This is a genomic window from Erysipelothrix urinaevulpis, assembly GCF_009828835.1.
Classification (GTDB): domain Bacteria; phylum Bacillota_I; class Bacilli_A; order Erysipelotrichales; family Erysipelotrichaceae; genus Erysipelothrix; species Erysipelothrix urinaevulpis.
Window position 1 is genome coordinate 1 of sequence record NZ_WTTB01000012.1, and the last position, 20,089, is coordinate 20,089.

Annotated in this window: 20 protein-coding genes and 1 pseudogene; 1 reads left to right on the forward strand and 20 read right to left on the reverse strand. The window is 35.7% G+C overall.

Going from position 1 to position 20,089, the window contains the following annotated elements; all coding sequences use genetic code 11:
- Positions 1-180: 180 nt before the first annotated feature.
- The 19 genes from nusG to GVV10_RS09105 form a co-directional block, all read right to left on the reverse strand.
- On the reverse strand, positions 181-720 hold the full coding sequence (nusG, locus tag GVV10_RS09015; protein WP_159521881.1) for a transcription termination/antitermination protein NusG: 540 nt from the start codon (positions 718-720) through the stop codon (positions 181-183).
- Between the two features lie 3 nt (positions 721-723).
- Positions 724-906, reverse strand: coding sequence for a preprotein translocase subunit SecE (gene secE / locus GVV10_RS09020; protein ID WP_159521883.1), 183 nt, complete (start codon positions 904-906; stop codon positions 724-726).
- A gap of 12 nt (positions 907-918) precedes the next feature.
- The gene (gene rpmG / locus GVV10_RS09025) at positions 919-1,074 is read right to left on the reverse strand and encodes a 50S ribosomal protein L33 (protein WP_159521884.1); all 156 of its coding nucleotides are present in this window, start codon (positions 1,072-1,074) and stop codon (positions 919-921) included.
- 49 nt (positions 1,075-1,123) lie between these two features.
- Positions 1,124-1,735 carry a sigma-70 family RNA polymerase sigma factor gene (locus GVV10_RS09030; RefSeq protein ID WP_159521885.1) on the reverse strand — a complete coding sequence of 204 codons (612 nt, stop codon included), beginning with the start codon at positions 1,733-1,735 and terminating at the stop codon, positions 1,124-1,126.
- Between the two features lie 22 nt (positions 1,736-1,757).
- A complete protein-coding gene (gene rlmB, locus GVV10_RS09035) occupies positions 1,758-2,465 on the reverse strand; it encodes a 23S rRNA (guanosine(2251)-2'-O)-methyltransferase RlmB (RefSeq protein ID WP_328705633.1) in 708 nt (235 codons plus the stop codon).
- Entirely contained in the window at positions 2,465-2,839 is a 375-nt protein-coding gene (locus GVV10_RS09040) for a Mini-ribonuclease 3 (RefSeq protein ID WP_159521886.1), read from the reverse strand. Before GVV10_RS09040 ends, rlmB begins: the two co-directional genes overlap by 1 nt.
- A complete protein-coding gene (gene cysS / locus GVV10_RS09045) occupies positions 2,839-4,164 on the reverse strand; it encodes a cysteine--tRNA ligase (protein WP_159521887.1) in 1,326 nt (441 codons plus the stop codon). Before cysS ends, GVV10_RS09040 begins: the two co-directional genes overlap by 1 nt.
- A gap of 91 nt (positions 4,165-4,255) precedes the next feature.
- Positions 4,256-5,254 (reverse strand): type I glyceraldehyde-3-phosphate dehydrogenase, encoded by a 999-nt coding sequence (gap, locus tag GVV10_RS09050; protein WP_159521888.1) that lies wholly within the window; start codon positions 5,252-5,254, stop codon positions 4,256-4,258.
- Positions 5,255-5,403: 149 nt separating this feature from the next.
- Positions 5,404-6,303 carry a GNAT family N-acetyltransferase gene (locus tag GVV10_RS09055; protein ID WP_159521889.1) on the reverse strand — a complete coding sequence of 300 codons (900 nt, stop codon included), beginning with the start codon at positions 6,301-6,303 and terminating at the stop codon, positions 5,404-5,406.
- Between the two features lie 15 nt (positions 6,304-6,318).
- Positions 6,319-6,579, reverse strand: a complete 261-nt coding sequence (locus GVV10_RS09060; protein ID WP_159521890.1) for a hypothetical protein — start codon at positions 6,577-6,579, stop codon at positions 6,319-6,321.
- A gap of 37 nt (positions 6,580-6,616) precedes the next feature.
- Positions 6,617-7,555: a DNA-binding protein WhiA gene (gene whiA, locus GVV10_RS09065; RefSeq protein WP_159521891.1), complete on the reverse strand. Its 939-nt coding sequence runs from the start codon at positions 7,553-7,555 to the stop codon at positions 6,617-6,619.
- Entirely contained in the window at positions 7,534-8,493 is a 960-nt protein-coding gene (locus tag GVV10_RS09070; protein ID WP_159521892.1) for a gluconeogenesis factor YvcK family protein, read from the reverse strand. The genes whiA and GVV10_RS09070 overlap by 22 nt, the downstream gene beginning before the upstream one ends.
- Entirely contained in the window at positions 8,490-9,353 is an 864-nt protein-coding gene (rapZ, locus tag GVV10_RS09075; protein WP_159521893.1) for an RNase adapter RapZ, read from the reverse strand. Before rapZ ends, GVV10_RS09070 begins: the two co-directional genes overlap by 4 nt.
- Before the next feature lie 118 nt (positions 9,354-9,471).
- Positions 9,472-10,407 carry an NAD(P)/FAD-dependent oxidoreductase gene (locus GVV10_RS09080; RefSeq protein ID WP_159521894.1) on the reverse strand — a complete coding sequence of 312 codons (936 nt, stop codon included), beginning with the start codon at positions 10,405-10,407 and terminating at the stop codon, positions 9,472-9,474.
- Positions 10,386-11,846, reverse strand: coding sequence for a prolipoprotein diacylglyceryl transferase (gene lgt / locus GVV10_RS09085; protein ID WP_159521895.1), 1,461 nt, complete (start codon positions 11,844-11,846; stop codon positions 10,386-10,388). Before lgt ends, GVV10_RS09080 begins: the two co-directional genes overlap by 22 nt.
- Positions 11,839-12,795 carry an HPr(Ser) kinase/phosphatase gene (gene hprK, locus GVV10_RS09090; RefSeq protein ID WP_159521896.1) on the reverse strand — a complete coding sequence of 319 codons (957 nt, stop codon included), beginning with the start codon at positions 12,793-12,795 and terminating at the stop codon, positions 11,839-11,841. Before hprK ends, lgt begins: the two co-directional genes overlap by 8 nt.
- The gene (gene uvrA / locus GVV10_RS09095; protein WP_159521897.1) at positions 12,785-15,625 is read right to left on the reverse strand and encodes an excinuclease ABC subunit UvrA; all 2,841 of its coding nucleotides are present in this window, start codon (positions 15,623-15,625) and stop codon (positions 12,785-12,787) included. The genes hprK and uvrA overlap by 11 nt, the downstream gene beginning before the upstream one ends.
- An 87-nt stretch (positions 15,626-15,712) precedes the next feature.
- Positions 15,713-17,686 (reverse strand): excinuclease ABC subunit UvrB, encoded by a 1,974-nt coding sequence (uvrB, locus tag GVV10_RS09100; RefSeq protein ID WP_159521898.1) that lies wholly within the window; start codon positions 17,684-17,686, stop codon positions 15,713-15,715.
- Complete coding sequence (locus GVV10_RS09105; RefSeq protein WP_159521900.1) at positions 17,676-19,166, reverse strand: S41 family peptidase; 1,491 nt, start codon at positions 19,164-19,166, stop codon at positions 17,676-17,678. The genes uvrB and GVV10_RS09105 overlap by 11 nt, the downstream gene beginning before the upstream one ends.
- Positions 19,167-19,285: 119 nt before the next feature.
- On the opposite strand from GVV10_RS09105, the gene GVV10_RS09110 reads away from it, so the two are divergent.
- Positions 19,286-19,813 (forward strand): LOG family protein, encoded by a 528-nt coding sequence (locus tag GVV10_RS09110; RefSeq protein ID WP_159521902.1) that lies wholly within the window; start codon positions 19,286-19,288, stop codon positions 19,811-19,813.
- Between the two features lie 63 nt (positions 19,814-19,876).
- Here GVV10_RS09110 and GVV10_RS09510 read toward each other — a convergent pair.
- A pseudogene (locus GVV10_RS09510) lies at positions 19,877-20,089 on the reverse strand (transposase); the annotation flags it as partial.

A 20,089-nucleotide genomic window follows, 5' to 3' on the forward strand; every position in this document is an offset into this window, starting at 1 on the left:
CGTTCTTCTATGGTAATATGTTTATAGCTCATGACGTTTCCTCCTGGTTGTATCGACAAATACATTTTACCACGAGACCGTTATGAGTCTTTTTTATTAGTGTTGCACTTAATATACTAATTTATCAACGAAAAAAAAGCTTTTCCCACTCGGGGTAAAGCTTTAAACTTTAATCTTAGTTTATACAACTCGTTCCAAATCTGCATATGAAATTTCAGTTGGTGTCTCACGACCAAATAAAATAGTAAGAACTGTAGCAGTTTGTGCATCATCATCCATTGAATCAACGGTTCCTTCAACACCAACAAACGGTCCTGATAATATTTTAACAGTATCTCCAACTTCAAAATCCACAACAAGTTTTTTATCACTTAATCCCATACGACGAAGAATCGACTCAATTTCATCAGGTGAAACTGGGAACGGTTTTGCTCCACCACCCGATGACCCAATAAATCCAGTAACTCCTGGTGTATTTCGAACAACATACCACGCTTCATCTGTCATGATCATTTCAACAAATAAGTATCCTGGAAATAGATTTTTCATCTTTTCTACTTTTTTACCATTTTTATATTCAATTTCTTTTTCTTCAGCAACTAATACAGTAAAGAGTGAATCTTGAATACCCATTGATTCAACACGCAATTCTAAATTTTCTTTAACTCTATTTTCATGTCCTGAATACGTATTAACAACATACCATTGCTTTTCTTCCATTTTCTAACCACCAATTCCAATCAATTTAAGTCCAGCAACTAAAACGAACTCTGTAATGATGAAATATGCCATAAAGAAAAGAACAAATGAAAGAACAATTGTTGTATTAGATGTCATTTCTTTTCTATCAGGCCAATGTATTTTTCTAACTTCTTCTTTAATTCCTGCTAAAGTGAACCATTTCATGCACTATTCCTCCTATTTTGTTTCACGATGAATTGTGTGTTTTCCACATCGTTTACAAAACTTTTTTAATTCTAGCCTATCAACACTTGAATAATTTCTAAAAGTGGAATAATTTCTTGATAAGCAATCTTCACATACTAATATTATTTTTTCACGCTTTTGCGCCATAAGAAAAACCCCACTTTCGTGTTCTCTAACTTTACCATATACAGCTTATTTAGTCAATTTTATTTTGATTATAAGAACGAATGATTCGTCGGATTTTCTGCACAATATTATCCACTTTTTTATCATCAATTCCCAATAATAAACCAATTTCTTTGTATGAAAAACCTTCTTCTCTTAATCGATAGACTTCTTGGTCTTGTTTACTGAGTTCTTTACATATTTCTTGCAACACAATTTTTGCTTCACTGTATTGTGCTAATAGCGAAGGATTATTTAGAAAATCAGCTCGAGTAACCATATCACCAAGGCACAAACTATCATCTTCCGATATACTCATATCTAATGAACACGAAGTGTCCAACATTTTATATGAAAACCCTCGACACCGTCGCAATTCTGTTTTTATCCTTGAAGATACACACAGATCAATGTAATAAGCCAGGCCTACTTTTCGATTAATTTCATATGAAAAAAAGCTAGCGACAAGTGCTATTTGACCTTCTTGGTACAAATCGTGTACTGTGATCCCTTGTGGTCGATACATATTATAGTAAAAATGGGCTCTGCTCCATATTAGACGGTCATACTTTTCCATCATAACATCCATTGCCCACTGATCTTTTTTACGGATCATATACAAGTATTCAAAATCATCAATCAAACGACCCCTCCTAATTTAATTGTTATTTTCTCCGATTTATTTCAAACAATAGAACTGCGGTTGCTACTGATACATTCAGTGAATTAACAGTCCCATTCATTGGAATTGTAGTTTTTATATCACTAGACTCAATGACTAATCTGGAAATTCCTTTACCTTCAGACCCCATCACCAAGACGATTGGCATATCAACTGGAAATTCTGTATACGAAACTGCGTCAATCCCATTCTCAGCAGCCACAACCCAAAATCCTTGCTCTTTTAAATAGCCCAATGCATTCACAAGGTTTGTTGCTTGATGGACATCAACCGTATCAATTGCCCCTGTTGATACCTTAGCAACAGTCGCATTCAATGAAGCTGAACGGTGCTTACCAATTACCACCCCGTCAACTCCAATCGCATCACAAGTGCGCAAAATAGCTCCTAAATTATGAGGGTCTTCCAATCCATCCAACATGACAATTAAATTATGTTCTTTCTTTGTTGCTATTGACTCCAAACTAACATAATCATATCCTTCGATTTCTAAAACAAACCCCTGATGACGTTCCTTACACAACGAATCAAGTTTTGCTTTATTCACCAAGGCATATGGTAAATTGTTCTTCTTGGCAATCTCTACATATTTTTCAGATGCTTTTGTATTCAACAACCACAATTTCTTCACTTTTTTATTTTTATTTTTCAGGTAAGACTCTACCGTATTTTTTCCATAAACTATTTCCACTATAGTTCTACCTCACTTTTAAATAACTCCCAAAGCTCCTCTAAACGCTCAAGCTGTTTTGACATATGTAAATACCCCCACAATGCTTCAAATCCTGTCGCAATTCGATAGTCTTTGATATCAGCGTTCTTTGCAGCAGAAGCTGATTTCGCATTTCGTCCACGACGATAAATCGCTAATTCATCATCCGATAAAATGTTGTCATCCAGCATTTTAGTCATGAACTTTGATTGAGCTTCTGCACTTACAAACTTAACAGAGGTTTCCTGTAACTCTTTTGTTTTTGTTAATCCCAAGGAAACTAAATATTCTCTAACTTGTAATGACATGACAGCATCCCCAATGAATGCCAATACATTCCCTGAATGGTTCACTAAATAATTCCTCGCTTTGTCAGTATATCCCTAACTTTATCCGCTTCTTCAAAATTTTTGTCTTTTTTAAGTTGATCCCACAAATTCAAGTGTTCAATATCCTTCGTTGTTATTTGAATCAAATCAAATGATAAACCTAAAACATCTATCATTTTCAATAGTGTTTGATAATCAACACTCATAGCAGCTACATCTTTTTGACGAATAGCCTGATTCAAAGTCTTCAAAACTTCAAACAACTCTTTTTGGGCATTTGCTACATTCAAATCATCATAGAGCGCGCTCATGAACTTATTGAAATATTCAACATCATAGGAGTCATCCGTTACCCCACGACGTTGTAATTCAATACCTGCTTTATTCAAAGCACTTTCAATACGTCCAACTTCTTTTAATGACTGTTGAATCAATTGGTCCGTAATATTTAACGTTAAACGATAATGTGTCGATAATAAAACCCAACGTGTAATATTCGCACCAAACTCTTCAATAAAATCTTTGGCCCAATGAACATTGCCCAAAGACTTACTCATTTTCTCATTATCAATATTCAACATTGCATTATGAACCCAATAATTTGCAAGATCATGGTGATGCAGTGCACGATTTTGTGCCGATTCATTTTCATGATGTGGAAATTTCAAGTCTTGGCCCCCACCATGAATATCAATTGTTTTATCCCCAAATTCATTATGAATCATAACGACACACTCAGTATGCCAGCCCGGTCTCCCATTTCCCCACGGCGCTTCCCATGATATCCCTTCTTTTGTTTTTTTCCATAAAACAAAATCGAGTGGATTCTCTTTCTCTTGATTTTTTTCAATTCGCGCACCAACTTGCAGTGCTTCGAGATCTTGGTTTGATATTTGACCATAACCTTCAACTTTTTCAACTCTAAAATACACATTCCCATCAACATTATAAGCCACATTTGCTTTTATTAATTCATCAATAAACTCTATGATCATAGCTATATTGTCAGTTACTTTAGGACATGCATCAATAAAGTTGGCATGAAGATCTTTACGAATTAAATTATAAGCATCAATATACTCTTCAGACACCATTTTTTCAGTTTTATTTTCTTCCTTCGCCCTATTCACAATTTTATCGTCAATATCTGTAAAGTTAGAGACGTAGTGAACCTGATATCCATGCTCAACTAAAACACGTCTCAAAAGATCAAAGACAACAATTGGACGAGCATTTCCAATGTGAGCATGATTATAAACCGTTGGCCCACAAACATACATCCTTACCTCATTTTCATTGATTGGAACAAACGTTTCCAATTTGTTAGTTTTTGAGTTAAAAAGTAACATACAATACCTCCATATCCTACTGTTAAGTATAACACAATCAAAAAGACATCCTCAATTGAGAATGTCTTAAATAAGCTTTTTTTTAATCGAATTAGAATGATGAAGCAACGTGATGTGCTAAACGTACTAATTGATTTGTGTATGATGCTTCGTTATCATACCATGAAGCAACTTTAACTAAGTTAACGCCGCCAACTGTTTGAACTTTTGTTTGTGTTGCATCAAACAATGAACCGTATGAGATACCGATGATATCTGCTGATACCAATGGTTCTTCTGTGTAACCGAATGACTCATTAGCTGCTGCTTTCATAGCTGCATTGATTTGTTCAACTGTTACATCTTTTTCAACAGCTACAACTAATTCTGTAATTGAACCTGTGATAACTGGAACACGGTGAGCATTTCCATCTAATTTTCCTTCTAATTCAGGAATAACTAATGAAATTGCTTTAGCTGCACCTGTTGATGCAGGAATGATGTTTGTTGCTGCTGCACGTGCACGACGTAAATCACCATGAGGTGCATCTAACAAGTTTTGATCATTTGTGTATGCATGAATTGTTGTCATTGTACCATTAACAATTCCATACTCATCGTTTAATACTTTTGCCATTGGAGCCAAGCAGTTTGTTGTACATGAAGCACCTGAGATAACTGTTTCGCTACCATCTAAGATGTCATGGTTTGTGTTATAAACAACTGTTTTGATGTTTCCTGATGCAGGAGCTGAAATGATAACTTTACGTGCTCCAGCTTCTAAGTGAAGACCAGCTTTTTCTTCTGTACGGAATACACCTGTTGATTCGATAACAACGTCAACACCTAATTCTTTCCATGGTAAGTCTGCTGGGTTCTTTTCGCTGTAAACTTTAATTTCTTTACCGTCTACGACGAACGCACCATCTTTAACTTCAACTTCATGATCGAAACGACCTTGTGCTGAGTCATATTTTAATAAATGTGCTAATGTTTTAGCATCTGTTAAGTCGTTAATAGCTACTAATTCCATATCTTCTGAACCAAAGATATAACGGAATGCTAAACGACCGATACGTCCAAAACCATTAATTGCTACTTTAACTGTCATAAATATACTTCCTCCTTGTTACTGACAGTATTATTATATACCATATAGAATGGTTGTCAATTGTGATAAGAATAACTTATCCAATAAATTACCGATTCAAACAAGCATATCATCCACTGTTATTTTTAAAGTTTTCTTTCCTTTATATATTAAGGAATTAAGTTTCGATTAAATACCGGCTTCCCAAAAGCATGGAAACCTGAATATGCACTAATAATTTTAATATGGAAAAGGCGCTCAAATAACTCATGATCATTCACACGTGCTAACAGAAATGGTACTTTAACCCGTTTAACGTCAGGCAATAAGCGATGGATATGCTCCGACTCACTCGCTATGAACACTAAACGTGCCATCCCTTTCGCTAAAAAACTTAGCAAAGAAAGTAAGGTGCCACTGGTGTCATAACAACACTCACTCACTTCAACAAATGATTGATGACGGATATAAAATGCATAACCTTCCAATTGGCCTTCACCATAAAAGCCAAGAACTCCGCCTCCTAAGTTTCGATAAATTTTTATCAATTTTTCAAACTCGTCAACACTTCGTTCAAAATAACCTGTGAAATGGTCAGTGTATCGTTGGTATACCGCTAATAAATCTTTGGCTTCTGGTTCCATAACAATCCCAGCAACATTCATCTTTGGCAGACTATCTACCGGAATATTATATTGGTAATGTTCTACAACAGTCTCAAAGCCATAGTTAGAATAATCAAAATCATGACGCGGATAAACTAAGCTAACTAAGTCATGACGTGAAGATTCTGCTAACATTTCTAAAAAAAGCGCTTCACCAAAATCTTTATCTTTATAAATTGGCGCTTGAATTATACTTGTCTTTAATAAATTGCCATGCAATGAAAGAATTTTAGGACGAATCGAACCGACCGCGAGTATCTCACCATCTACATCCACACTACGCTGTTCTGTCTCATCATAGTCATAATTAAAAATCGCATCATAAAAAGTTTTACTTTTCTCTTTATCATGTGAGAGGTAATAACGATATAGTTGTTGTTTTTGATCAGTTTTTTCCTTGTCCACACTCATCCCTCAATTCTATTGATCTTCTACATCACGTTCTGTAAATTCAACATCAATAATATCTCCACGAGATTGATTCTGTGTATTTTGAGATTGTCTTTGATTTGGTTGTTCATACGTTTTATATGTTCGTCCTTGATTTTGATATGTATTTCTTTTTGGAAATAAAACTCTCACAACAGAAATCACAATCCACAACATAAAAGCGAAATAAATAAGTTGTGGTAAAAACATAATTAATAAAACTGTTAATAAGAGTAGCACTAGATATGCCATAAATTCCACCGCCTTTTGCTAATTATATCATGAATGGTTAATCTTCTTCTAGTTTTGCTGCTAAGGTCATAATTTTCTTAAATCGATGTTGTAATCCAGACTTACTAATCGTTTCTCCGTAACTCATTTCATACTCATCAATAAGTTCATTTAAACTTGATTCGGGATGATTCATACGAAGATCTCCCACCATGATAATTTTTTCATCTAAATTGTTGTACTGATTTGCTTCTATTAATTTATATATTGCATCTAATTGCTTACTTCCTGCTTTAATTGTTTTTACCTCATTGGCTACTTCACAATTATCTAAACGTGTTAAAGAGTTTTTAAAATCTCTTTGAATACGAATATCTTCGAACTCCATTGTTTTATTATATGCTCCCACAACTTTTAAGAAGTCAGCGATTTTGTCAGCTGCTTTAATATAGACAACATAACGTAAACGACGTTGGATAATTTTCGCGTCCATATCGAATTGTTGGAGTAACTGAACCATATATTGTGCCAATTCTTTACGCAATGTCGATATTTCTAAATGATAATGACGACTTGTTGGCGCATTAATGCTCCCACTCGCTAAAAATGCTCCCGCTAAATAAGAACGGACACAGCATTCTTTTTCTACTATATGTGGTGCTGGACGATGCGTAATCCGCCCATCTTCATAAATACCAATATCATTTAAGATTTTTTCAGCACCAGATTGTACAGTTAAAACATAAATGTTATTTTTATTTAAATTTTGTTTTTTAAAAATTGTAAGTTCAATGTCAACGTCGTACAAATCCTTGATTAATTTATACATCTGCCTTGCAATAGTTGCATTTTCTATCTCTGCTTCAATCATTAGCTGACGATTACGAATGACCAAAGATGAATTAATATGTAGAAAAGATGAAATTTGTGCACGCATGCAACAAACCTCTACCGGCATTGTTGTTATTTCATGTTTTACTTCACTGCTAAAGGACATTCTATCGCCTCCAAAACTTTAGCAAAGCCTTGATATACTTTTTGAGAATCATGGCGAATAACTCCACCATCAAAATCGAGCAATTCTTGATGAATCACTGTATATCCTGGCAAGATTACATCCCCATTGACCGGCGTACTGCCTTCATCAATATATAAATCTAAAATCATAGGTGGAAGTTGATCATTTGCTAGAACGACTGCGTCAATTTCTATATTACCATGAGTTTCGATTGCCTGTATATGATCACGCACCGTGAAACCATCAGTTTCACCAGGCTGAGTCATCACATTACAGTAATAAACAAACTTAGCATTCGTTTTACTTAAAGCATTCTTAATGCCTGGAATAATAATGTTAGGAAGGATAGACGTATAAATCGATCCAATTCCAAAAATAATAACATCCGCATTCATAATGGCTTCAATCGCTTGAGTGCTTGCTTGAACTTCTTGATCATAATAGACATGCTTAATGCTGTTTTTATACTCGGGGATGTTTGACTCACCACGAACGATCGTTCCATCTTGCATACGAGCAACTAAGGTCAAGCTATCTGGGCTTGATGGAATAACGTTCCCTTCAACATTAAGAAAACTCGACATTGATGCAATGGCTTCTGTAAAATCTCCTGTCGTTTCTGTTAAGGCTGTTAAGATTAAGTTTCCTAAACTATGGCCTGCTAAATCGGACCGAGAATTCTCTTTAAATCTGAAATCCATCACTTGGTTAAGAATGGTTTCTGATTCTGCTAAAGCCATAATAACATTTCGAACATCCCCCATGGCAGGCATATCAAAATCTTCGCGAAGGCGCCCTGTACTTCCACCATCATCAGCCACCGTAACAATCGCTGATAACTCAACAAAATGGTGTTTTTTAAGTCCACGAAGGATTGTTGATTGGCCTTTTCCGCCACCAATAACTACAACCTTCATTGCTCGTTAAACTCCACAACATCACGGTGAGTTTTAAATACTTTATACTCTTTTCGATAATGTTTATAAAGAAAATTGGTGAGTGATACTGAACGGTGTTGACCACCCGTACAGCCAATTGCGACGGTTAAATGATGTTTCGATTCATCGACATAACGTTCAAACGCATAATTTAAAAATGGTAGCAAGTATTCAAGAAAGTCTTTTGTTAATGAATCTTCCATGACATATGAATAGACATCCAAATCATTTCCACTCTTGTCACGGAGGTGTTCTTCCCAATAAGGATTGTTTAAAAATCGTACATCAAACACTAAATCCGCATCCATTGGCAAGCCTTTACGATACCCAAACGAAATAAAGCTTATTGCTAAAGATGCTTTATCTTCGTAAGTGAAAAAACGCTTGATTCGAGACGTCAAGTTTTGCAAGCTCAAAAAACTTGTATCAATAATAATCGTTGCCGAGCCTTTAATATTTGAAAACTCTTTAACTTCCGCATCGATTGCTTCATCTAAACTATTAGCCATGTTCGCTACAATTAAGGGATGATTTCTTCGGTTATATTTATATCTTAGAAGTAATTGTTCTTTTGATGCATCCAAAAATAAAACGACTAATTCAACATCTGTATTTTTGAATTTATTAAAAAATGTTTTAAAATCAACGGCGGTTACCGATAAGGCTAACTTTTGATATCTTGGGTCGTTCGCTTCATGAATTGTATTAATTAATTCATCCACCATGGTTTCAGGAAAACGATCGATACAATGATACCCTAAGTCTTCCAAAACAGCCATCGAACTAGTCTTGCCAGCCCCTGATAGCCCCGTTACTAAAACTACTGTATTCTTTTTCATGATCCACCTCTTATGTTTATTATAGCAAAATTCTGATGGTTTTCTTTGGTTTAGTGTAAGTTCACATGAGAATACATAAAAAAAGACCAAAGCATTTTAGGCTTTAGTCCTTCATTAATTAATCTCTTGCTTTTAAATTTTGAATATACTGGAAAGCATTTTGTGCAGCGATTGCACCATCACCAGCAGCTGTAACGATTTGACGTAATCCTTTTTCAACCACGTCTCCTGCGCCATAAATACCTGGTACCGAAGTCTCAAGTTCTTCATTAGCGATAATATATCCTTCATCGTTAAGGACCTTTAGGTCTTGTAGGAATTCTGTTGCTGGAATGGCTCCAATATATGGAAACACCCCGTCTGCTGTAATATTGACACGTTCTTTCGTCTCAACATTTTCAAATTCAATCCCTGCAATATGATCATCCTCAACAAGATACCCAACAGGTAAGTGTTTACGAATTACTTCAATCTTTGGATTATTTAATACTTGGCGTTGCGCAATTTCGTCACCTCTAAAAACATCGCGACGAATGACTAATTTAACCTTATCGACAAATTGGGTTAAGAACACCGCTTCTTCTAGCGCTGAGTTTCCTCCACCAATAACAATAACGTCTTTCTGACGGTAGAAAGCACCATCACAAACAGCACAATATGATAGACCTTTTCCTAGAAGTTGCTCATCCTCAGGAAAACCAAGTGTCCTTTCATTTGTTCCGGTTGCTACAATCACAACATATGCTTTATATTCGTTACCGTCAGCTGTTTTCACAAGCTTAAAGTCACCTTGGTCTTCAATACCAACAACATTACCGTATAAGTATTGTGTGCCATTTGCATTCGCATGCTCAAACATTTTCATTGATAAGTCAACTCCAGTTATTTCATTGATCCCTGGATAGTTGCATATCAAATCTGTCTTAATCATTTTTCCACCTGGTGCCTCTGATTCGAGCATCGCTGTTTTCATACCAGCACGTCCGGCATATACCGCAGCAGTTAACCCTGCTGGTCCTGCTCCGATGATAATTACATCATAGTTCTTGTCCATTCATGATCCTCCTTAAGAATGTCTAAAATTACGCGTAAATCATCAATGTCTCGATTCGGCTTACCATTTAGATTGTCCTCATTAGAGATAGTATCAAAATTGTACGCGATTGTAAATGCTCCTGCCCTTGCACCTGCAACCATGTCTGACACTGTATCACCGACATAAATTAATTGATCACGTCCTGCACTCATTTGATCTAACGCTAAATCAATGCCTGATGGGTCTGGTTTAACAAGTTCAAAATCACCAAAACCTAAGATTACTTCAAAATATTGTCTCATCTCAAATTCATCCAAAGGCCAGTTCATCGCAACACGAGCTTTGTTTGAGACAATTCCCATTCGATAACCCTCAGCCTTAAGTTCATCTAATACTTCAAGAGCATGTGGCATCGGTTTAACAAATTCTGGGTGCAGTTCTAAATTTACCTTGCGGTAATAATCAACAAGTTCATCAATGATATCCTCATCAAAATACTTTGCAAAACTATCGTGAAGTGTAGGTCCAATAAAGGATTGTAATTCTTCATCACTTAAAGTATAATCTGGTTTGTATTTTTTAAATACAGCAACAAAAGCTTGTTTTATACTACTTTCTGTATCCATTAATGTGCCATCAAAATCAAAGAGAATAACTGGTTTTCGAGGCGTATTCATCCATTTTTTGAAGAAGCCAAGATAACCTAATACCCCAATTACGACAAAGAGTATTGAGATAATTTGAGCCATTCTTAGGCCAAAAAACATTAAACTGTCTGTTCGCATTCCTTCAATAAAGAAACGAATTGTTCCATACCACATCATATATGCAAATGTTAAATCGCCACGCTTTACTTTACTAAAACGTTTCAATACAAAGACAATCAGAATCCAGCCGATAATATTTCCAACACTTTCAAAGAAAAAAGTTGGTTGTCGATATTCACCTGCAATAAACATCATCTCTTTAAACCAGCTCGGGAACAAGCGGTAATATGACTCTGACACGATGTTACCATAAGCTTCTTGATTCATGAAATTTCCCCAACGACCAATTGCTTGCGCAATCATAATATTAGGGACAATTAGATCTGCCCATTGCCAAAAGTTTATATTTCGCTTTTTGGTAAAAACATAACCATAAGCTACACCAGCAATCAAGCCACCTTGGATAGCCAAGCCACCTTCCCAAATTGCGAATATTCGGATTGGATCAGCCAAGTATGCACCCAATTCAGAAAATAAAACATACCATACTCTTGCTCCTAAAAACCCAAAGAGCAAGGCGCCAAAAAACAATGATTCCACATCGTCTTCTTTATAACCTACTTTTTTAAGATTACGCAAACTAACCATGTAGGCTAGATAAGCACCTGTCATGATTAAAACCGCATACCAAGCAATTTGAACCGGACCAATTTCTAAAAATATTTTTGTTTCAGGAAAAAATTTAATCATTTTCTAACTCCTTTTCCCCTTGTTTTTTAATGTATTCCATGACTCGCTCATCAAAGAGATGAGCTGTATTAATGCCACGTTGTTTCAACATAAAGTCCTGAACAGCTGCTTCAACTAAGACTGACAAGTTTCGCCCTTCTTTTACAGGGAAGGTCAACAGCGGAATATCTAAGCCAAGCGTTTGATAATATGTTTGATCTTCTACACCCGCTCTAAGATACTGCGCATTGTCATCCCACTTCTTGAATTCCACAACAAAGTTGATCTCACCTTTTTCCAAATGAGCTCTTGCCCCATACATGTGAGTAACGTCAATGATACCAATCCCTCTAATTTCTAGCATCCCTTTTAATAATTCAGGTGCTGTTCCAATAATAGTATCTTTCACTCTAGAAATATCGACACGATCATCCGCAATCAAGGAATGGCCTCGAAGAATTAAATCTAATGATACTTCACTTTTACCCATACCACTATCTCCAATTATTAATACACCCTTACCAAAAACGTTCATTAATACGCCATGAACATTGGTCGTTCGTGCTAAAACTTCATCAAGATATGTAACCATTTCTACCATGATATCTGAACTTGGTTCATCTGTTTTAAAGACAGGGAAATTCTTATCTTTTGCTATTTTACACAGTTCAGGGGGGCACTGATTTCCACCAGTAATTAAAATCATTGGGGTTTCTTCGTGAGTGATTCGATCAAACCGCTCTGATTTTGTTTTTGAATCTAACTTTTCTAAATAAGCTGTTTCCTTATTCCCAATAATAATAATTCGTTTATGTTCAACATGATCATAAAATCCCGTCAGTTCAAGACCAGGACGATTGGTATTTGGGACTGTAATTCTTCGATTGAGTGAAAATTTATCTCCTGTCGTTTGTTCAAAATTAAAATGATTCACAAAATCTTTTACACTGCAACTTGCTCTATCTTCCATTTTGACGCTCCTTCTCCAAGACTTTCTTTAAATACTGTCCAGTATAACTTTCTTCAACTTTAGTTATTTGTTCGGGGGTACCTTTCGCAACAATATAACCACCTTTATCGCCACCTTCAGGACCCAAATCAAAGACATAATCAGCGGATTTTATGACATCTAAGTTATGTTCAATAACAATGACACTGTCTCCCATTTCAACAATCCGTTGCAAGACTGCAATTAGTTTTTCAACATCATAGGTATGAAGTCCTGTCGTTGGTTCATCAAGAACAAAAACAGTTTTCCCTGTTGATGGTCGTTGTAGTTCACTTGCCAGTTTTACACGTTGTGCTTCTCCACCTGATAACGTCGTTGCACTTTGACCTAGTTTAATATACCCTAAACCAACATCTTGCAATGTCTTCAATCCCTTATTTACCTTAGGGATCGGGGCAAAAAACTCAGATGCTTCGTCGATACTCATATCCAGAATATCAAAAATGTTTTTCTCTTTATAGTGAACTTGAAGTGTTTCTTCATTGTAACGCTTTCCTTGACACTCACTACATTTAACATAGACATCCGGCAAGAAATGCATCGAGATTCGTTTCACACCATCTCCCTTACATACCTCGCATCGGCCACCTTTGACGTTAAATGAGAATCGCCCTTTCTCATACCCACGCATTTTCGCTTCAGGAGTTTTCGCAAATAAATCGCGAATGTCATCAAAGACACCAGTATATGTTGCTGGGTTAGAGCGAGGTGTACGACCAATTGGATTTTGGTCTATGGTAATGAGTTTATCAATATTATCAAGTCCAACAATTTCCTTATGCTTTCCAACCTTAATGCGTTGACGTCCTAAAGAGTGATAAATTGCTTTACTGAGAACTTCATTTACAAGAGATGACTTTCCACTTCCACTCACACCACTGACAACTGTGAATGTGTTAAGTGGAAACTTAGCATTCACATTCTTTAAATTATTTTCTTTTGCACCTTTAACAGTCAAGAATTTTCCATTGCCTTTACGACGTTTTTTCGGTGTTTCAATGGTTCTACGACCACTGAGATACTGACCTGTTATTGATTTTTCATTGTTTTTAATTTGCTCAATCGGTCCATTATCAACCACATAACCACCATGTTCTCCGGCACCAGGACCAATATCAACGATCCAATCACTTTCTTCCATCGTTTCTTCATCATGTTCCACAACAATTAAGGTATTACCTAAATCACGCATACTTTTCAATGTCTCGATTAAGCGACTGTTATCACGTTGATGGAGTCCTATTGATGGTTCATCTAAGACATATAAAACACCTGTAAGGCGAGAGCCAATTTGTGTCGCTAAACGAATTCGTTGTGATTCTCCACCTGACATACTTCCAGCGATTCGGTCTAATGTCAAATAATCTAAACCTACATCTTTTAGAAACGTCAAACGGGAAATAATTTCTTTAATCACTAAGTCCGCAATTTTAGCTTTCATGTCATCCAATTCTAAATTTTCAATAAAATTAAGAGCGTCTTGAATTGACATTTCTGTAGATTCACTAATGCTTAAACCATCGACTCGAACACTTAACGCTTCTTCATTCAAACGTTGTCCATGACATTTGGTACAGATATTTTCACCCATGAATGAGGCATACCATTCACGGCTACTTTGAGACGTTGTATCTCGATGACGACGTTCTATCAAAGTAATGACACCTTCAATTATTTCATTGCGATGGAAACTATTTCCTGAGCGTGAATGAATTGCATATTTAATTGGTTTTTTACTTCCATAAAGTAGAAGATCTAACTGTCTTTTTGTATACGTATTGATCGGTTGATCAATATCAACTTTCGCATGTTTGCACAATTCTTCAAATGTTTGCCATTCAATATTTTGTGTGTTCACAATATTCTTATAATAACGGATACCACCTTCACTAATCGATAATGTAGGATCTGGAATTAAGTAATCAATCTCGACTGATTGAGTCACGCCAATACCATTACATTCTGAACATGCCCCCATTGGCGAGTTGAATGAAAATAATCTAGGTTCAATTGATGCAACACTAAACCCACATTCCGGACAAGAAAAGTGAGTCGAAAATGTTAAAGTCTTCTCGTCATGTTTAATAATAACAAGCCCTTCTGTTAAACTCGTAGCTAATTCAATCGAGTCACTCAAGCGAAAGCGACTATCATCTTTTTTTATAATTCTGTCGACAACGACACTAATATCATGTTTTTTATTTTTTTCTAAATCAATGTCTTCTTCGAGAGTTCTTGCTTCTCCATCTACATAAAGTCGGATATATCCCTCTTTGCGAAGATGATCTAATTGTTCTTTGTGCTCACCTTTTTTTCCTCGCACAACAGGCGCGAGTATCTCAAGACGAGAACGATCCTCTAGTTCCATGACTCGTTCAACAATTTGTTGAACAGTTTGAGATGTAATCTCAATGCCATGATTTGGACAATATGCTGTCCCAACTCGTGCATATAACAAACGTAAATAATCATATATTTCCGTAACTGTTCCAACGGTTGACCGTGGATTATTACTGGTTGTTTTTTGGTCAATTGCAATGGATGGCGATAGCCCTTCAATGAGCTCAACATTTGGTTTTTCCATATTCCCTAAAAATTGACGAGCATAAGGACTCAATGATTCAACATAGCGACGTTGGCCTTCTGCATAGATTGTATCAAACGCTAAAGATGTCTTTCCTGAGCCTGATAATCCAGTCATTATGATCAATTTATTACGTGGTATTTCAATATCTATATTTTTTAAATTATTTTCTTTTGCACCCTTTATTACTATTTTATCCTTTTCCATGACAACCTCCAATGGTTAAATTATAGCATGTTCTTGCTTGTTTTTTTCTTGATATGCAACTGTTAAAAAACGGTACAATAAGTACCGTTATGATATTTCTGATTTCATTTCCATAATCACATCTCGTAATTGAGCGGCTCGTTCGAAATCAAGAACTGCTGCTGCTTCACGCATTTCCTTATCCAATCTTTCAATAAGCTCCATGATTGATTTTTTGTCTTTATGACCTTCTCTAACTTTTTTAGTTAGAACTTGTGTCTCTTTTCCAGCAATCACATCTCTTACTTCTTTAATGATTGTTTTTGGTGTGATTCCATGTTTTTCATTGTAGGCAATCTGGATATCACGACGACGTTGAGTTTCATCAATTGTTTTCCGCATTGAATCCGTCATCCTATTTGCATACATTATGACATGACCATGCTCATTACGAGCAGCACGACCAACAATTTGAACAAGTGAACGATAAGATCTTAAGAAACCTTCTTTGTCTGCATCTAAAATTGCAATTAAACTAACTTCAGGTAAGTCAAGACCTTCTCTTAGTAAGTTAATCCCAACAACAACATCATATTTCCCAAGTCTTAGATCACGTAATATTTCAATTCGTTCCAGTGTCTTAGTTTCATGATGTAAATATGCAACTTTAATTCCAACTTCAAGCAAATACGAACTAAGTTCTTGTGCCATTTTAACGGTTAAAGTGGTAATCAAAACACGTTCATTTCTTTGTTTTCTTAACTCTATTTGTTCTAATAAATCATCCACCTGACCCTCACTTGGCTTAATTTCAATGGTTGGGTCCAGTAAACCCGTTGGACGAATAATCTGTTCGACAACCTGATGATTCACTTTTTCTAACTCATAGTCACCTGGTGTTGCAGAGACATAGATTGTTTGATTTTGAACTGTTTCAAATTCTTCAAAGGTCATGGGTCTATTGTTAAGTGCACTTGGTAGTCTAAATCCATACTCGACCAAGGTTCTTTTTCTTGATTGATCCCCGTTATACATCCCTCGTATTTGAGGTAATGAAGCATGTGACTCATCGACAACAAATAAATAATCATCAGGGAAATAATCAAACAAGGTAAATGGACGTTGTGTCTCTGTTCGACCATCAATGTGCATCGAATAGTTTTCTACACCAGAACACATGCCAAACTCCCTTAAAGCCTCTAAATCATATTCTGTCCGTTGTTTCAACCGTTGATATTCCAATAATTTATCTTCTGTTTTAAAATAATTGAGTCTTTCGTAGAGTTCCTCTTCGATTTTTAGACATGCTTTTTTAATGTGTTCCATATCCCGAGCATATTCATTTGCAGGGAAAATATGATAAATCTTATAGGCCTCTCTCACCGTTTGGTTAATCCGATCTAGCTCAACAATTCGATCAATTTCATCGCCGAAAAATTCAACGCGAATCACTATGTCATCTGTGTGACCTAAAATTATTTCTACGACGTCACCACGAACGCGAAACGTCCCACGAGATTGTTCAATGTCATTACGAGTGTATTGTCGTTTAACCAGATCCATCATCAACTCTTCACGACTAATTTCTTGCCCTACACGTAATGTATAAAGCATTGCACTATAATAATCAGGATCACTGGTTGCATAAATACTCGCAACCGATGCAACCACAATTGTATCCCTTCGTTCCAAAATAGAATTTTGTGCTGATAAACGAAGCATATCTAACTCTTGATTTATCATCGATGTTTTTTCAATATAGGTATCACTACCTGGTATATACGCTTCTGGTTGATAATAATCGAAATTCGAAACAAAATATTCAACCCGATTATTTGGAAAAAACTCTTTAAATTCTGAATAAAGTTGACCTGCTAATGTTTTATTATGAACAAAGACCAACGTTGGCTTATTGACCTGCGCAATAACTTGACTGACAGTAAAGGTCTTCCCAGTTCCTGTCGCACCCAAAAGAACTTGTTCTTTTTTACCTTGTTCTAAACCATCAATGAGTTGTGAAATAGCTTTTACTTGATCACCCTTCGGCTCAAATTTAGAGACTAAATCAAATTTATGATCCACGTTTTACCACCTCAATTGCTTTGTGTAATTGACTATCTTTATCCTTTTTGTTCATCGACCAATCTGACACCACAGAACTATAAAGATTTAATAAGGTTTCTTGAGTGATGTCTGATGTTTGATGATAACCCTCATTTCCTTGATAAGTCTTCAATGCTGCTTTTGTTTTCGCATCATAATATCCATCACTACGACCATCATGGTAGCCAAGATAACTTAATGCTTTTTGAACATAGATTACCGCTTCATCCACACTGTCGTACTTCACAACTCGATCGTTTAAATCAATAAATTCAGTATAAAATATATCTGCTAATTTAACCTCAAAATCTGGTTTAATTCCTGTTTTGTCTATACTGTCTCCATGAGGTGATAGCCACTTCGCTAAGGTAACCTTTAATGCACTACCATCAGTATATTTCTTTTGAATTTGAACAGTACCTTTACCATAAGTATTCACACCTATTATTTGTGTTTCTAAATTTTCACGCATCGCAATTGCTAAAACTTCCGAAGCACTTGCAGAATTTTCATTAACTAATAAGACAATGTTTTTAAAATCGTAATTTGCTTTTTCGCTTTGATTTACATTGTAAACCTTAGGTTTTTTTGTCCTAAAACTCTCTTGATAAACAACGTCATTGTTATCAAAGAATATTGGAGCAATTTCTTGTATAGCATGAAGATATCCTCCACCATTATCACGAAGATCTATGATTAGACGATCAACTCCATTCGCTTGCATATCATCTAAATATACCTTAATTGCTTCGCCTAGATTATTACCAAACGAGGATATTTCCAAGTAACCAACACCTTCCTCAAGTGTTTCTCCCCATGCAAGAGCGTTGATTTGTTGACGTTCAATATCAAAAGATTTCATTTGATCGCCACGTTTAATCTCTACGTTGACTTGACTACCTTCTTTTCCAACAATCAGGTCACGAATTTGATCACTATCCTTGCCATCAATCAAGTGTCCATCGACTTTGTAGATAATATCTCCAGCAATTATGCCAGCTTTTTCCGCAGGTGACTCTTTAAAGACCCGAGTAATCATATTAGAATTACCACCTAAATATTGAACCCCAATACCTACAAAATCTCGATCAATAGAACTTGCTAGATCATTGGACTCTTGTGCGGTCAAATAATTTGTGTGTTGATCGCCATTAAGTTCTAGCATCCCTTTAATTGCATTATCAAGGATTTCTTTTTCCGGGTTTTCGTACTGATCAGCAAAAAACCAATAATCTAAAACATCCTGGTATACGCGATTAAAACGATTCAATTCACTTGAAGAGGTCCCTGCAGACGTTCCTTTTAGAAAATTATTACTTTGCCATCCCATAAAAAAAGTAAAAACTAAAGCAAAAACTGTACCTATTTGAATGCGACGTTTTCGTTTGGCCTTTGCAATCTCATCAGGCCATCGATGTCGCTCTAATTTAATGCTAACTTTACGTTCTTCTTTATCCATATAATCACCTCGAACATGTTTACAGTTTACCACAATATCGACATTTAATCATTATTTAAACCAGTGCAAATCCCCTTAAGGAGTGATATAATTCAAACAAACACAATTAGGAGGTCATGATGAAACGAATCGCAATTTTCTGTAGTTCTAAAACACCCCATGATTTAGAGATCATTGAGCAGAGTAAAGAACTCATTGCCTATTTAGTGAGCAAAGATATCGAAATAGTTTATGGTGGTGCCAATGTCGGCCTTATGGGTATCATTGCGGATGAAGCGCTGAAGCTAGACGGGAAAGTTATTGGTGTTATGCCACAAGATCTCATTAAAAATGAAATAGCCCATGAACATTTAACAAAAATTCATTTTGTCGATACTATGCATCAACGAAAAGCTCTAATGGCTGAGTTAGCCGATGCTTTTATTGCATTACCTGGGGGATTTGGTACATTTGAAGAAATATTTGAAGTGACAACGTGGAATCAAATAGGAATCCATAATAAACCAACTATTTTATACAATATTAATCATTATTACCAAGGAATTAAAGAAACGATTGACTATGCTCACAAACAAGGTATGTTACAACAAAATTTATTAAATATACCAAAGAATCTCAAAGAAATCAGTTCAATACTTAAGTTATAAATAGCATAAAAGTTCTATTCGTCATTAAAATGATGAACAGAACTTTTTTATGTAGATTAATTGTCAAATTAAGCGCAACACTTCGTTCTCAAATAATATTTCTTGAGGTGTATAGAAATTTATACACTTACGTGGTCTTGTATTAAGCCTCCTATTTTTTCTTCTAGGTCATTTGGTGTAACTAAAGATAAATCCATACCTTTCGGATAGTATTCTCTTAATAATCCATTAGTATTTTCATTTGTACCTCGTTGCCAGGAACAGTAAGGGTCTGCG

What these genes read in the sequence shown, in the direction of transcription:
- nusG (WP_159521881.1), bottom strand. Translation starts at nt 720, where the DNA reads ATGGAAGAAAAGCAATGGTATGTTGTTAATACGTATTCAGGACATGAA.
- secE (WP_159521883.1), bottom strand. Translation starts at nt 906, where the DNA reads ATGAAATGGTTCACTTTAGCAGGAATTAAAGAAGAAGTTAGAAAAATA.
- rpmG (WP_159521884.1), bottom strand. Translation starts at nt 1,074, where the DNA reads ATGGCGCAAAAGCGTGAAAAAATAATATTAGTATGTGAAGATTGCTTA.
- cysS (WP_159521887.1), bottom strand. Translation starts at nt 4,164, where the DNA reads ATGTTACTTTTTAACTCAAAAACTAACAAATTGGAAACGTTTGTTCCA.
- gap (WP_159521888.1), bottom strand. Translation starts at nt 5,254, where the DNA reads ATGACAGTTAAAGTAGCAATTAATGGTTTTGGACGTATCGGTCGTTTA.
- GVV10_RS09060 (WP_159521890.1), bottom strand. Translation starts at nt 6,579, where the DNA reads ATGGCATATCTAGTGCTACTCTTATTAACAGTTTTATTAATTATGTTT.
- whiA (WP_159521891.1), bottom strand. Translation starts at nt 7,555, where the DNA reads ATGTCCTTTAGCAGTGAAGTAAAACATGAAATAACAACAATGCCGGTA.
- GVV10_RS09070 (WP_159521892.1), bottom strand. Translation starts at nt 8,493, where the DNA reads ATGAAGGTTGTAGTTATTGGTGGCGGAAAAGGCCAATCAACAATCCTT.
- rapZ (WP_159521893.1), bottom strand. Translation starts at nt 9,353, where the DNA reads ATGAAAAAGAATACAGTAGTTTTAGTAACGGGGCTATCAGGGGCTGGC.
- GVV10_RS09080 (WP_159521894.1), bottom strand. Translation starts at nt 10,407, where the DNA reads ATGGACAAGAACTATGATGTAATTATCATCGGAGCAGGACCAGCAGGG.
- lgt (WP_159521895.1), bottom strand. Translation starts at nt 11,846, where the DNA reads ATGATTAAATTTTTTCCTGAAACAAAAATATTTTTAGAAATTGGTCCG.
- hprK (WP_159521896.1), bottom strand. Translation starts at nt 12,795, where the DNA reads ATGGAAGATAGAGCAAGTTGCAGTGTAAAAGATTTTGTGAATCATTTT.
- uvrA (WP_159521897.1), bottom strand. Translation starts at nt 15,625, where the DNA reads ATGGAAAAGGATAAAATAGTAATAAAGGGTGCAAAAGAAAATAATTTA.
- GVV10_RS09105 (WP_159521900.1), bottom strand. Translation starts at nt 19,166, where the DNA reads ATGGATAAAGAAGAACGTAAAGTTAGCATTAAATTAGAGCGACATCGA.
- GVV10_RS09110 (WP_159521902.1), top strand. Translation starts at nt 19,286, where the DNA reads ATGAAACGAATCGCAATTTTCTGTAGTTCTAAAACACCCCATGATTTA.